Here is a 13,624-nt window from a genome sequence, read left to right as displayed (position 1 = left end):
CGGGCAAAGAGCGCCGGCAGGTTGTCGCTGTTAATATCGACGACCGGGATTTCGAGCAGCACCCGTGCCAGCGACTCCCGTATCTGCGATGCCATTCCCGCTCCGAGGAACATCAGCCCAATAATCCCGGCTGCAAGCACTACGCCGGTCGAGACGTCCATCGACTGGCTGACGTTGCCTTCCTTGCGGGCATCGTCGAGCCGCTTTGCGGTCGGCTGTTCGGTCTTTTCCTGAAACTGCTCCGGCACCTAACGCCCCCCTGCCATTCCGATCAACTTCAAGATGCCGCGCTCAAAATGCCCGATCGACTTCGACAGGACATAGATGAAGAGCGGCAGACCGGCAACAAAAGCGAGCAGTCCGACGCCGATCTTGAGCGGTATCGAGATGATGAAGACGTTCATTTGCGGCATCGCCCGCGCTACGAAGGCGAGGCCCACTTCCATTAACAGAATCACCACCAACACCGGCGCCGCCAGCCGGATCGCCACATCGACCGCATCGGCGGCAAGCCGGGCAAAATAGATCGGCATCTGAGGCGTCCAGGCGAACGAACCGAGCGGTATCAGGCGCAGTGATTCGGCCAGCGCCGTTATCAGAAAGTGATGCGCATCGAGAGCGATGAAGATGGCGAGCGCCAGGAGGTAGTTGAGCCGTCCGAAGACGTTGGTCTCGATGTTGGTAAGGGGGTCGATGGTTGAGAGGACGCCGAAGCCGATCTGGATGCCTAACAGCGAGCCGGCCATTTCTGCTGCCGCCAGGATGAGCAGTGTCGCAGCGCCGATCATCAGGCCAACCGCGACCTCCTGCAGAGCCGCTGCAGCCATAGGTAGAGGTCCCGGCGGGCCGGCTGCAACCTGCATCGCTGCCTCGGGCGCAATCGCGAGCGCCAATACCGCCGCAAAACCAACCTTCACTTGCACCGGCACGGCTTGATAGCCTAAGACCGGCATCAGCGCGATCGCCGTGCCGGTCCGCAGGAACGCCAGCAGATATCCTTCCACCAGTTGCCAGTCCGGCACCGCCACACCTTATCCTTTATCCCTTATCCGTTATCTTCTCTCAAATGACTCCTCCCGTCGCATAGGTAAAGACCTGGCGGGTGAATCCCAACAGCACCCGAATCATCCACGGCATCACCACCAGCATCACCCCGACCACGGCGAGGATTTTGGGGATGAAGGTGAGCGTCAACTCATGCACCTGGGTGACGGCTTGAAAGAGGCTTATCGCTACGCCGACTATCAACCCGGCGATCAGCATCGGCGCGGCGACGAGCAGCGTCGTGTAGATCGCTTCCTTGCAGACGTGAGCGGCAAATTCGGGAGTCATTTTTCTGGACTTTGGATTATGGATTTTGGATCTGCGATTTTCGTTTTTCGTTTACTTAAATCCCTGCACGATCGATTCCACCACCAGATACCACCCGTCGGCCAGAACGAAAAGGAGCACCTTGAACGGCAGCGCGATCATCGCCGGCGGCAGCATCATCATCCCCATAGACATCAACACCGACGCCACCACCATATCGATCACCAGAAAGGGCAAATAGATCAGGAAGCCGATTTGGAACGCGGTCCGAAGTTCGCTGATGACGAAGCCGGGGACGATGATCGTGAGCGGCAGAGCCTCCGGCGACTCGATCTGCTCGCGATCGGCAAGGCGGACGAACAGCGCCAGGTCTTTCGGGCGGGTCTGACGCAGCATGAAGTCCTTGAGCGGCACCTGCGACCGTGCGAACGCATCTGCAGCCGAAATCTGCTTCTCCTGATAGGGCGTCCAGGCGGTGTCGTAGATCGTCCGGACGGCCGGCTGCATCACAAACAGGGTCAGGAAGAGCGCCAGCCCGATCACCACCGGGTTGGGTGGAATCTGCGTCACCCCGATTGCCTGGCGTAGAAAGTGAAGGACTACCACAATGCGGGTGAACGAGGTCATCAAGACCAGTATCGACGGCGCCAGCGTCAGGATCGTAAGCAGGACGAGGATCTGAATCGTTACCGCGACGTCGCCCGGCGATCCGGCTTGATCGATCCCGATCGTCACTTTTGGCAGTGCCGTCTGTGCGCCTAAGAATCCGGGCAGCAGCAAGAGTATTATAGCAGTTGCCAGGAACAGCGCAACCGGCTTCCTAAGCACCCTTTCCGCCTCCCCTGCTGCGCAGTCGCTCAAGCAAGTTGGCGAAGGACCCTCCGGGGGTGCTGCCCGATGCCTCGAACGCCGCAGCGGCTTCCGGGTCGTCGATCTCGGCAAGGCGGCTGATGTGATGATCGGTTACACCGATGATCAACACCCGTGAGCCAACCTTCAAAGCCAATAGCGAACGCCTGGGGCCAAGCGGGAGTCCGCCCAGTATGCTCATCCCCGATGCCCCGGAGCCCCGGCCGCCCGAGGCCCGCTTAAGTAGCGCGACAGTCCCCCACAGGAGCGCCAGAACGACAGATAGAAGCAGCAGCACCTTCGCAAACTGCCAAAACGACACCCCCGACGACCAGCCGGAGGCAAGGCTGTCAACCGGCATTATGTTGCACTCTCATTGGCACTGCACGAGTCCGTTGAAGGTGTCTCACCGCAACGCCTTCAGTCGTTCATCGACGCGCAGGAGTTCGGTGATTCGCACCCCGAAGTTCTCCTCGACGACAACGACCTCGCCCCGCGCGAACTTCTTGTCGTTGACGAAGAGATCGACCGGTTCGCCCGTCATCTTGTCGAGTTCTATCACCGAGCCGGGGCCGAGGTCGAGCACATCCCGAATCAGCATCCGCGTGCGGCCTAATTCTATCGAAATTGGCAGACTGATGTCGAGTAGCGTGGAAATGTCGGGAGTTCCCGCGGCCGGTGGACGACCGCCCGGGGCTCCAAAGTCGGCGAAATCGGCTTCCTTGACGACCATCTTTGGCGCGGGACTCCTCGGCGTGGGGGGGGTGGATGAAGATGCTGCCGGCGGTGCTGCCGACTCCTGCACCGCCGGTGCGGCTTCGACGGCGGGTGCCTCGGGAGCAGTTTGGGATAAGCGCGACGCAAACTCCTGCGACGTGAAAAGCAATACTGTCCCGGTCGTTACGCCCTCGATTTCGATTTGCCATTCTATAGCCGGAAAGCCCCCCGCACCGGCCAGTATCTCCTCCGGTTCGAGCGAAACCGTGACCGATTCGATTCCAAAGCCGTCGCCGACTTCGAGGACGATGTCCGGCTCAATCGCGGCGAGTATCTGGGACCAGACCTCCTTCAGCGCAGCCGGGTGAGCCGCCTCGTCAAATTCTGCCGATCCGTCGCCAAGCGCTGCGAGGTCACCGGCCGCGGCGGCGATACGTCGCGGAATCAGGAAATGCCAGGCGCCGAATTCACCGGCGAACCCGACCGAGAGTCCGACCGGGCCATCCGGGAATCGGGACGCTACATCTCCCATCGAAATGTGAACCGGATCCCCAAATGCGACCTTGACCGGACGTTCGAGCATCGCAGCAAAGGTCGATTCGATCCGCGAGGCAACCTTGACCAGGAAGGCTTGCAGCGACGATGCTGCTTCGACCAAATCATTCTGATTATTCATATATGATCTCCTCTTCGGGAGTTACGCGCCGGATAATCTGCACGGCGCGGCGGCTGCCCGCCCGTCCGGGCGAGCCGAAGAACTTTAGTTTCTCAGAGACTCGCACTTCGACCGGCTCCGAAGTCCGCTTGTCAAACTGCAACAGGTCGTCGGTCTCGAGCGCGATCAGGTCGCGGACCTTGAGCGCGGTATTGGCTAATACCGCCTTCAGCGGCAGTTTCGATGCCACGATCCGCTCCCGCACCGCCCGGCTGTCAGCCTCTTCGGTATGCCGCGCAGCCAGGACCGCCATCGACTGCGCAGTCAGTTTACTGAGTATCAATTCCAGCGAGTAGTAAGGGAAGACGAAATTGAGCGGAAAAGTCGTCCCGCGCACCCGCACCTCGAAGTAGACGATCGCCAGTGAGTCCGATGCCCGTGCGATCTGGACGAATTGTGGGTCGGCTTCGAACCCGTCGATCTTTAAGCCAAGCGGTTGGACGCCTGACCAGACTTCATTCAGCGAGTGCACCATGGTGTGGATGACCCGTTGCGCGACATTCTGCTCGACGACGGTGATCTCGCGCGGCTCGATGTTGGCGTCGCCGAATCCCCCCAACAGCCGGTCCACAGTGAAGAGAATGAACTGCGGACTGACTTCGAAGATCCCCTTCCCCGATATCTCTTCCATCTTTAGGATGTAGAGCGCGCCCGGGACGCGAATCGACATCGAATATTCGGTGAACGTCACCTGATCTATCGCCAGGAGGTTCACATCGACGAGCGTCCGGAGCTGCGTTGAAAGTTGCGTCCCGATCAGCCGCGCGAAGTTGTCGTGGATCGTCCGCAGGGTGCGCAGTTGATCCTTCGAGATCCGCTCGGGGTGCTTGAAATCGTATAGTTGGACGCGCCGTTCGTCGCCTTCACTACCTATGCCTTGAGGCGCTACGGTCGATAGCAGTGCGTCGATCTCTTCCTGGGTTAGTATCTTGCTCATCGCTGAAAGTGAACCCTATTGTGGAGCCGGACGTTCCGACTTGCCGTAAGAATGGCGAACTCTACATCCAGTCCTGCCGCAGTCACATTCCGCCTGCGCATCCGCTGTTGCCGAATTGAAATCGTGGTGTCAGGTGTCTCACCTGACACTAGCATGCATTTATTGTCAATAACTTCCCGTCGGGTGAGGACACCCGACGGCACACCCCGGCGCATACCCGGACAGTCCGTAGTGCCTTGAGCCTATTGAAACACCCACTTTTCGAAGAAGACTCGATTCACTACTCCTGCTCCCAACTGGTAGTCCATGATCTTCTTGACCCGGGCGCGAAAGGCCTGGCGATACTTGATGTCGATCAAGACCTCCATCGGCTGAGAAGAAAAGAGCGTCAGCAGGTTGTCGCGCAGGAGCGATTCGCGCTTGCGCACTTCCTTGGCTTTTTCAACGTCTTTGACTTCGATGCCGACTGAACACATAAAGACGCGCCGGCTGCCGACCGGATTGATGATCAGGTCTTCGAGGATCACCACTTCGCCGAAGGGAGGCGGCTGTCCGGTCGTCTGCATCGTATCGGCTTCGGCGGAAAGATGCGGCTTATGAAAAATCGGAAGGAACTTCCAGGCCGCAAAGCCGCCTCCGAGCACCGCCACGATGATGACGATAAGCCCGACCGGGCTCTTCTTTTTGGCTGGAGCGCTGCCGCCACCCGGTTCGGGGACGGTTACACGCTCGACATTGGGTTGATTCATATTATTAGGCTCGTTGCTTCAACCGAGCAAGGAAGAAGCAATCCGGCCGGTTATGGAGGCGGCGCCAATACTTCTGAGCCGAGTCCGACCGGTCAAGATGTATGCCTCTCCTGCAATCTTGTAACTTGTTACCTGGCACTGGACACACCTTGCTCATTCACCCCATTCCGGCTCTCGCCACTGAGCCGGCATGCGGCTGAAGAGGCCGGTCGCAGGAGGTTCCTGTTGCCGGATGTATATCTCAACCCGCCGGTTGACCCGCTTCTCCTCCCTGGTAGCGCCGTATGTTAGTCGCTTCCGGGGCCGGTATTCGCCGTAGCCTAAGGCGGCTAATTTCTCCGGTGCAAGCCCCTGACTTTGAAAGAGCCTCAGGACCCGCAGCGCCCGCGCGGCCGAGAGTTCCCAGTTCGATGGAAATCGCGCGGTCCGGATTGGCGTGTCGTCGGTATGACCTTCGATCTGCACCGACCCCGCCTTCTTCACCGCCGGCATTCCTGCAATTCCCGTCAGAAAACTCGCCGCGCCCGGTTTCAGTTCGTCCGAGCCTTCGTCGAAGGTAACCGGATCGGTCAAAATGATTTTGATGCCCTCCGGCGAGGTCTGCAGTTCGACGCCTTGTTCCAGCCCGGCTTGAATGGCAAGTTGCTCAACCTCTTCAGCCGCCTCGGCCACTTCCCTGGTTGGCAACGGCGGACTAAGCGGCTCGGCGGCTGACCGGCTCTTGGTAATCGGGGTCTGCAGTGCGCTGCGAAACGAACTCATTGCGGCGCGGTAGCGCTCGATCTCAATCGTCGAAAAGGAGACGATAGCGATGAAAAAGCAGAGCAACAGCGACATCATATCGCCGTAGGTGATAGCCCACTTGGTAGCCTTATCGTCGTCTTTGTCAGCGGATCCGCGACGGCTGCGGAAGCCGCTGTTCGGCGTCGGAAACCGGCTCATCGTTCCCGCACCCGCTGCGGCACCGGCAGCAACACACGAGATTTCGGTGCAATATAGGTCATCAACTTCTCGCGCACTATCCGCGGATTGTCCCCGTTCTGAATGGCGAAGATCCCTTCCAACACCAGTTCCTTCGCCAGCAGTTCCTCCCGCGAGCGATTAGCCAGTTTGCCCGCCAGCGGCAGGAAGAAGAGGTAAGCCGCCATCGCGCCGTAAAACGTGGTGATGAGGGCCGTAGCCATCCCAAAGCCGAGTTGCGCCGGATTGTCGAGCGACTGCAGCATCTGAATCAGGCCAATCAGCGTCCCGATCATCCCGAACGCCGGAGCAAAGCCAGCCATCGAAAGGAATATGCTCTGCCCTAACTTGTGCCGTTCTTCAAGGCCCGCCAGTTCTGCTTCGAGGATCGACCGGATCGTCTCCGGATCGGCTCCATCGACGGCGAACTGCAGGCCCCCCCGGGTGAATCCGTCGGGGATGAGGTCTATTTCGCGTTCGAGCGATAGAAGTCCCTCCCGACGCGCCTTCTCCGCCAGGTGAACGAGCAGTTCGATGGTAGCGTGATAGTTGACCGTCGCGCCGGTGAAGGCTTTGCGGAGCACCTTGAAGACCGACAGGAGATCGGAGAAGCGATAGTTGATCAACGTCGCGCCGAGCGTCCCGCCGAAGACGATCATCACCGAGGGCCAGTTTAGAAAGAACAGTCCGCCTTCGCCGGCAGCAATCGCACCGACCACCAGTCCCACTCCGGCCAGGATGCCGAAAAGGGTAGTCAGATCGAACGCCGGAGCACTCTCTGCCGGTGTCGAAGCCGGTTCAGCAACGCGAATCGACTCAAGCATGGAGCCAACTCGCGTCTTTCCGCTGCTCGCTCTTCAACTCGCTCCGGCGCCTTCCGGAACCTGTCCGCAACAGCCTCATCCGATGTTAAGGGTATCCGCCAGGGCGCTGCGCGCCAGCATCGCCTGTCCAATCATAGGCGCGGCTCCGAAGAGCCGGTCGGTGCGCGACTTGACCAGCGCTTGCAGCAATTCGCCAACAGTCTCCCGGACGATCACCTTGCGCCCGCTTGTGAGGCTGATGATGGTGTCGGGAAGGGCTTCGATGCGCTCGACCTGGTCGCCGTTGATGACGACCCGGCGGCCGTCAAGTTGGGTTACTTCGATCATGATAGGCTTTAGGCTTAAGGCTTTAGGTCTTAGGGGGGGGCAGGCGAAGGCGCCTGCCCCCCTACGGTCAGTTCAGCGGCTTACCGCTTCAACTGGGTGATTTCCTGCAAGAGTCCGTCCGATGAGGTGATCACTCTTGCTGCGGCTTGAAAGGCACGCTGCACCAGGATCATATCGGTGAACTCCCGTGAGAGGTCGACGTTCGACATCTCGAGGTAGCCGGCATTCACCTTCGCTCCGGCTTGAGCCGCACTGGTGATGCGGGGCTGCCCGGTGTTGGTCGTCTGCCGGTAGAGGTTTTCGCCGACCCGCTCGAGACCCTGCGGATTGGTGAAGTTGGCGAGCAGAATCTGGGAGAGGATCTCGGTCTTGCCGTTCGAGTAATTCCCGAAGATCTGCCCGTTGATGTCGATGTAGAGGCCTTGCAGGGTGCCCGGGCCGTAGCCGTCCTGACCGGTCGCCATGGCGGTCGTCGAGGACGAGGTCTGGGTCAATCCGTCGAAGCCGTTGAAGGACCCGGGATTGAAAACGACGTCGATGTTCTGCGCGCCATTCCCGGGATTGAACGTCAGGTGGTTCAGGTTGCCGTCGTAGGTGAACGACTGGAGCGATGCGTCGGCATTGAACGTAACCTGTCCCGAGCCGCCCTCGATCAAGACCGCTGGCTCCTGCAGATTGACCGACCAGCGCCAGACGCCCGGAGTCTCGGTTCGGGTGAAGTTAGCCGTGAAGTTGTGCGTGTTGCCGAGCGAGTCATAGACCAGAAGCGAGGTCGAGTGCCGCGTGTCGGCGGTGTCGATGGTCGCGGTTCCTGCCTGCAATCCGAGCGGCGCATTGACGAAGACACCGCCGCCGCCCAGATCGCGGATACCGTTCACCAGCCCGGTCCGCTCATCGACTTCGAGGTTGAGCGCCCGCGCAACCATCACACCCGTCGCATTGGGGGTGAAGTTATCGACCGCGACCAGCGTCGAGGAGGTGCCGTTTTCGACCCGGAACGTCCCAGCCTCGTCAAAGAGCGTCGCGACGACGTTTGAGTCGCCGGTGTCCCGCAGTTCGACGTTGTATCTCTGACCTTCGCCCGAGTAGAGTCGGGTGATCTGAATCGCGCCGTTGGCGTCGAGTTGCGCGCTGACGCCGGCTACCTGGCTGTTGATGGCGTGTAGGAGGTCGCTGATCGTCGAGTCGATCGTAAGCCCGCTGATGCGGACCGACCGGTCGCCATCGACGACGACGGTAAAGCCGCTCACATCGGCTATTCCGAGCGCGCGCAGGTTGTTGGTCAGATTGAGTCCCTCGGTTGCGCCCGAGCCTGTCGAGCGGGTAGCGTTCTCACCGGTGATTTCGATTCGGTGCCGTCCGCCGACACCGTCGCGAGACCGCCCCGAGATGTTGCGAATGCCGGTTTCACCGGCGTTCACGAGCGACGCGGTGGACTGGCTCATGTGCATGTCGAGGTTCCCGCGCAGTTGCACTTCGGACGTCGCCTTGGCCTGACTCTGCTTGCCGAGCGGGATGTTGATCGGGCGCTCCTTGGCACGGTCGAGTTCCCCGATGCGGTTAGGATCGGGGATGTAGCCGAGCACCTTCTGCCCGCCCGCCGTAACGAGGTTGCCCTGGCCGTCAAGGTGGAACGAGCCCGCCCGGGTGTAGAACGTCTGCGTCCCGTCCGAGACCATGAAGAACCCGTCGCCCTGGACCGCGAGATCGGTCATATTGCCGGTCGCTTCGAGCGATCCCTGGGCGAAGTTGGTATCGACGGACAGTGTCCGCATGCCGAGCCCGACCTGAATCGGGTTGACCCCGCCCAGTCCTTCGGTGGGAGCGATTTCCCCCGACAAGGTCTGCGCGATAGTCTCGGCGAACGTTATCCGTGATCCCTTGAACGCGGCCGTGTTGACATTGGCGATGTTGTTGCCGATGATGTCCATTTTGGCCTGGAAGTTACGCAAGCCTGAAATGCCTGCGTAGAGCGAACGCATCATTTGATGTTGCCTCCGTTGTCGGAAGCGGCGTTGCCGGCGGCTGTCGATCCGCCTGACAAATGGTCTCCCCGACCGGGGTCCAACCGGTTGTCGCCGCTGCCTGGGTTGATGAAATAGATGTTAATGATGATGATGATGATGATAATGATGATGTTGGGACAGGTTACACATTCACCTCGGCAGAATTCCCGACCTGCCCTGCCATTTCCACGTTTACCCGCCCACTCGCTTACCCGCTTACTATTATGCTATCACTGCTGCGTCGATAGCCGTGAAGACATTCTCTCTTAGATGGGGGCTGTCCACGAGGGTTACGACGGTCCGGCGATCGACACCGACGATCATTGCGAGGTCGTCGAGCATCACCAGGGCGGTCCGCCCGCCTTTGGCGGCGACGGCATCGAGCGCATTATCGACGCGCTGCATTTGAGCCGGCGTCAGAGCCAGACTGCGATCTTCGGCGCGCTGCGTGGCATGCCCCGAAAACTGCACCCGGGCGCCGACTTCGTCGCAGGCACGCTTCAGTTGCTCGGCAAAGGAGATGCTCTTTTCCGGCGACGCGGTATCGGGCGACCGGGGCGACTGCGCCGATGGAAGAGGCGCTTGAATCGAAGCGAGACGAACCGGATCGATGGTCATGTCAGTTGCCCTCCGCGAACCTGAGGAACCGTCCGAAGAGTCCGGGCGCCCCTTCCGGGCCGGCATCGCTTTCGATCACTTCGAGCACGGCTCCAAAGGGGATGCTCCGGCCGTCTATCACCAGCACCGGATTGCCGTCTTCGAACCGGACCGCCTGGACCCGGCCGATCACAATCGGAAGAGCAGTTACGGCGCCTCCGGCAAGCGGCTTGGCACTCACCTTGACCCGATAGGTTCCGGGTGGAACGGGATTGCCCGATCCGTTGCGGCCATCCCACTCGAGGCTGCCGTCACCTTCCGGCAGATTGACGCCGGTGAGTCGTCGCAGCACCTGGCCGTTTTCGGTGACAATTTCGACCGTGACCGACGAGGCTGCACCTGAAAGGTTGAACCGGACCGGCGTCGCTTCGAAGCCGTCGTAGGTTACCCGGTCTTCGACGGCGCGCACCGTCCGGCCGATCAGAGTCGTCGCCTGGGTGTTGTTGATGGCTCTTGCCAGAAGCATATTCGTCTCGATTGAACCGTCCAACTGCCCGCCGATGTTGCGGAGTTCCTCAAGTGAAGAGAACTGCGCAAGTTGGGCAGCGAAGTTCGAGCCTTCGACCGGATTGAGCGGGTCCTGGTGCCGCAGTTGCGCCACCAGAAGCCGGAGGAAGTCCTCCTTTTCTGTGGTTCGACCGGCGGTTGGCGGCGCGGTACCGAGCACTGGCAGCGAGGCGGTCGGATTGACTCCATTCATAGGTCGTTACTTTCCGGAGTGAATTTCCTGCCCGCTCGAGAGCGGGACAACCCTTCTATGGCAAGTTCAATGCCAATAAAATGATACGCTATCTTATTATTCAGACTAATGTTACACAGCAGGTCAGGGAGGCAGAAAGAGCCGGCGGGAGAAATCAGGGCAGGCCAGCGGCAGAATTTGCCGGGCAATTAGGGATTAGAGTCAGATAAGATTGTTGGACGATTAGTAAATGCTGGACTTTAGTCCGGGCGGACTATTGGCAGAACCCGGATCAAGCCGCTATCTCAAACGAATTATAGCCGAGCGATCGCGACACAAAGCGACGTTCATAGTGAGCGACATCCCGCTGCCGCTGACGGCTGTTGCCATCATCCTGTGAAGCCTGCTCCTGGTGCTCCCGGGATGCCTCTTCGCGCAGGCTGCCATCGTCGCTGCGGGTGATTTGAAAGTGAGGCTTGACTTCGATCTGAACCGTCGGATGCCCCGCGGCTATTAGTGCTTCACGCAGCGTTTCGACTTCCCGTTCGAGCGACTCCCGCGCCTCCGGCCGGGCGACGCGAAACTCGACTTTAAGCGCGTCAAGCGTCCGGGTCAGGACGACCGTAGCCAGCCCGAGTGCTGCAGGACTAAGTTCCATTGCAAAGACCTTGACGCCTCCCGACGCAAGGCTACCCGCCGCCTCAACAAGCCGCATCTGCGCTGGCGGAAGGGTAATCCGGGAAGATGGGAGTGGTCGTTCGGTTGCTGCCACGGGCACCGAATGCGGCGAAACCGGACGTGCCGCAACCGGAGCCGCCGGCATCCGGTTGGTCGATTCAGATTGCTCTTCGGTTTCCAAGCGCCTCCCGGAAGCAAATTCCCTGGATGAAACGTCCACCAGTCTCTCCGGGCGGAGCTGACGCACCTCCGATTTCGGGGGGGGTGCTGTGGTAAGTTTGGCTTCATGCGCTGGACTTGTGACTTCACGACGAGTCTTGAGTGACAGACTCCCGACTAAATGCCTATCTCCCCTACGATGGCGGTCACTCCAGACCTCGCGAATCGACGGCGTGAGCTTGCCATTGACAGACACCACAAATCCGCTGTCGTGCGGTTCCCCGTCTTTGCGAGCGTGGCGAAGCAACCCTCTGTCATTGCGAGCAAAGTGCAACAGTCTCTCATCCACGTAAGGAGCAGCAGCCCTCTCAGGAATCGTTACTTCGGGCTTATTAAGAAGCGGTATAGCACTCCCGTCTTTGCGAACGTAGCGAATCACTCCCTCATCCACGTAAGGAGCAGCAGCCCTCTCAGGAATCGTTACTTCGGGCTTGTTAAGAAGCGGTATAGCACTCCCGTCTTTGCGAACGTAGCGAGTCACTCTCCCATCCACGTCAGGAGTAACAGCCCTCTCAGGAGACATAACTGCGGGCTCGCTATGGAACGGCAAAGCACTCCCGTCTTTGGGACCATTGTGATTAGAATTCTCTACTACGGCAGGCGCAATAATCTCAGCAGGTATGGCTTTGCGAGCAACCGCTTCAAGCAGGGGGAGTCGCAATACCGGCGGCTCCTCGCTTCGCCGCAGTGAATTCGAAAAGTTGGTAGCGGGTGGAGACTTATCCTCTACCAGTCTGGATTGAACTGGAAGAATAGACTCCTGATGCTTCGATTTGATCGGGGTTACGGGATTTCGTTTCGCTTCGACTTCTGCTACTGGAGGCTGCTTTGTTTCGCTTACTGAAGCGGAAGATTGCTTCGCTTCGCTCGCAATGACGGGCTGACTCGGCGAAACAGGAGATTGCTTCGCTTCGCTCTCAATGACGGGCTTGCTTGGTGAAACCGGAGATTGCTTCGCTGCGCTCGCGATGACGGGCGGTTTAGTATCCGCTTGGGAAGAATAGCGCTGCAATCCGGCTTCGTCATCCCCGCGCCGGCGGGGATCCAGGCTTGATTGGCTTGACTGGGTTCCCGCCTTCGCGGGAACGACGTCACTATTCGCCAACACTCCCAACTTGAAACCGGTGTCGATGAGTGGTTGCTTTGCAGCGACGGAAGATTGCTTCGCTGCGCTCGCAATGACGGGCTGACTCGGCGAAACCGGAGATTGCTTCGCTTCGCTCGCAACGACGGGCTTGCTTGGTGAAACCGGAGATTGCTTCGCATCGCTCGCAATGACGGGTTGGCGAGGCGAAACCGGAGATTGCTTCGCTTCGCTCGCAATGACGGGCTGACTCGGCGAAACAGGAGATTGCTTCGCTTCGCTCGCAATGACGGGCGGTTTAGTATCCGCTTGGGAAGAATAGCGCTGCAATCCGGCTTCGTTATCCCCGCGCCGGCGGGGATCCAGGCTTGATTGGCTTGACTGGGTTCCCGCCTTCGCGGGAACGACGTCACTATTCGCCAACACTCCCAACTTGAAACCGGTGTCGATGTGTGGTTGCATTGCAGCGACGGAAGATTGCTTCGCTGCGCTCGCAATGACGGGCTGACTCGGCGAAACCGGAGATTGCTTCGCTGCGCTCGCAATGACGGGCTGACTCGGCGAAACCGGAGATTGCTTCGCTTCGCTCGCAACGACGGGCTTGCTTGGTGAAACCGGAGATTGCTTCGCTGCGCTCGCAACGACCGGCGGTTTAGTATCCGCTTGGGAAGAATAGCGCTGCAATCCGGCATCGTCATCCCCGCGCCGGCGGGGATCCAGACTTGATTGGCTTGACTGGGTTCCTGCCTTCGCGGGAACGACGTCACTACTCGCCAACACTCCCAACTTGAAACTGGTGTCGATGAGTGGTTGCATTGCAGCGACGGAAGATTGCTTCGCTGCGCTCGCAATGACGGGCTGACTCGGCGAAACCGGAGATTGCTTCGCTTCGCTCGCAATGACGGGCTGACT

15 protein-coding genes are annotated in these 13,624 nt (G+C 59.7%); all 15 read right to left on the bottom strand.

Annotated elements, in window-relative coordinates:
- On the bottom strand, window positions 1-248 hold a 248-nt coding region (locus FJY67_08570), incomplete at its 3' end, for an EscU/YscU/HrcU family type III secretion system export apparatus switch protein (protein MBM3329507.1).
- Entirely contained in the window at window positions 249-1,028 is a 780-nt protein-coding gene (fliR, locus tag FJY67_08565; protein MBM3329506.1) for a flagellar biosynthetic protein FliR, read from the bottom strand.
- Window positions 1,029-1,062: 34 nt separating this feature from the next.
- Complete coding sequence (gene fliQ, locus FJY67_08560) at window positions 1,063-1,332, bottom strand: flagellar biosynthesis protein FliQ (protein MBM3329505.1); 270 nt, start codon at window positions 1,330-1,332, stop codon at window positions 1,063-1,065.
- 51 nt (window positions 1,333-1,383) lie between these two features.
- Window positions 1,384-2,100: a flagellar type III secretion system pore protein FliP gene (fliP, locus tag FJY67_08555; GenBank protein ID MBM3329504.1), complete on the bottom strand. Its 717-nt coding sequence runs from the start codon at window positions 2,098-2,100 to the stop codon at window positions 1,384-1,386.
- Between the two features lie 31 nt (window positions 2,101-2,131).
- On the bottom strand, window positions 2,132-2,521 hold the full coding sequence (gene fliO, locus FJY67_08550; GenBank protein ID MBM3329503.1) for a flagellar biosynthetic protein FliO: 390 nt from the start codon (window positions 2,519-2,521) through the stop codon (window positions 2,132-2,134).
- 45 nt (window positions 2,522-2,566) lie between these two features.
- On the bottom strand, window positions 2,567-3,553 hold the full coding sequence (gene fliN / locus FJY67_08545; GenBank protein ID MBM3329502.1) for a flagellar motor switch protein FliN: 987 nt from the start codon (window positions 3,551-3,553) through the stop codon (window positions 2,567-2,569).
- Window positions 3,546-4,529 (bottom strand): flagellar motor switch protein FliM, encoded by a 984-nt coding sequence (gene fliM, locus FJY67_08540; protein ID MBM3329501.1) that lies wholly within the window; start codon window positions 4,527-4,529, stop codon window positions 3,546-3,548. The genes fliN and fliM overlap by 8 nt, the downstream gene beginning before the upstream one ends.
- A gap of 242 nt (window positions 4,530-4,771) precedes the next feature.
- Window positions 4,772-5,278: a hypothetical protein gene (locus tag FJY67_08535; GenBank protein ID MBM3329500.1), complete on the bottom strand. Its 507-nt coding sequence runs from the start codon at window positions 5,276-5,278 to the stop codon at window positions 4,772-4,774.
- Window positions 5,279-5,431: 153 nt separating this feature from the next.
- Window positions 5,432-6,220: a hypothetical protein gene (locus FJY67_08530; protein ID MBM3329499.1), complete on the bottom strand. Its 789-nt coding sequence runs from the start codon at window positions 6,218-6,220 to the stop codon at window positions 5,432-5,434.
- A complete protein-coding gene (locus FJY67_08525; GenBank protein MBM3329498.1) occupies window positions 6,217-7,062 on the bottom strand; it encodes a motility protein A in 846 nt (281 codons plus the stop codon). Before FJY67_08525 ends, FJY67_08530 begins: the two co-directional genes overlap by 4 nt.
- 75 nt (window positions 7,063-7,137) lie before the next feature.
- On the bottom strand, window positions 7,138-7,389 hold the full coding sequence (locus FJY67_08520; protein ID MBM3329497.1) for a flagellar protein FlbD: 252 nt from the start codon (window positions 7,387-7,389) through the stop codon (window positions 7,138-7,140).
- Between the two features lie 80 nt (window positions 7,390-7,469).
- The gene (locus tag FJY67_08515; protein ID MBM3329496.1) at window positions 7,470-9,374 is read right to left on the bottom strand and encodes a flagellar hook-basal body complex protein; all 1,905 of its coding nucleotides are present in this window, start codon (window positions 9,372-9,374) and stop codon (window positions 7,470-7,472) included.
- Between the two features lie 243 nt (window positions 9,375-9,617).
- Complete coding sequence (locus FJY67_08510) at window positions 9,618-10,079, bottom strand: flagellar protein (GenBank protein ID MBM3329495.1); 462 nt, start codon at window positions 10,077-10,079, stop codon at window positions 9,618-9,620.
- The gene (locus tag FJY67_08505) at window positions 10,015-10,752 is read right to left on the bottom strand and encodes a flagellar hook capping protein (protein ID MBM3329494.1); all 738 of its coding nucleotides are present in this window, start codon (window positions 10,750-10,752) and stop codon (window positions 10,015-10,017) included. Before FJY67_08505 ends, FJY67_08510 begins: the two co-directional genes overlap by 65 nt.
- A 271-nt stretch (window positions 10,753-11,023) precedes the next feature.
- On the bottom strand, window positions 11,024-13,624 hold a 2,601-nt coding region (locus FJY67_08500; GenBank protein ID MBM3329493.1), incomplete at its 5' end, for a hypothetical protein.

The sequence above is a fragment of the Calditrichota bacterium genome, from assembly GCA_016867835.1.
Classification (GTDB): Bacteria; Electryoneota; AABM5-125-24; order Hatepunaeales; family Hatepunaeaceae; genus VGIQ01.
This window is presented reverse-complemented; position numbering and strand designations above follow the sequence as displayed.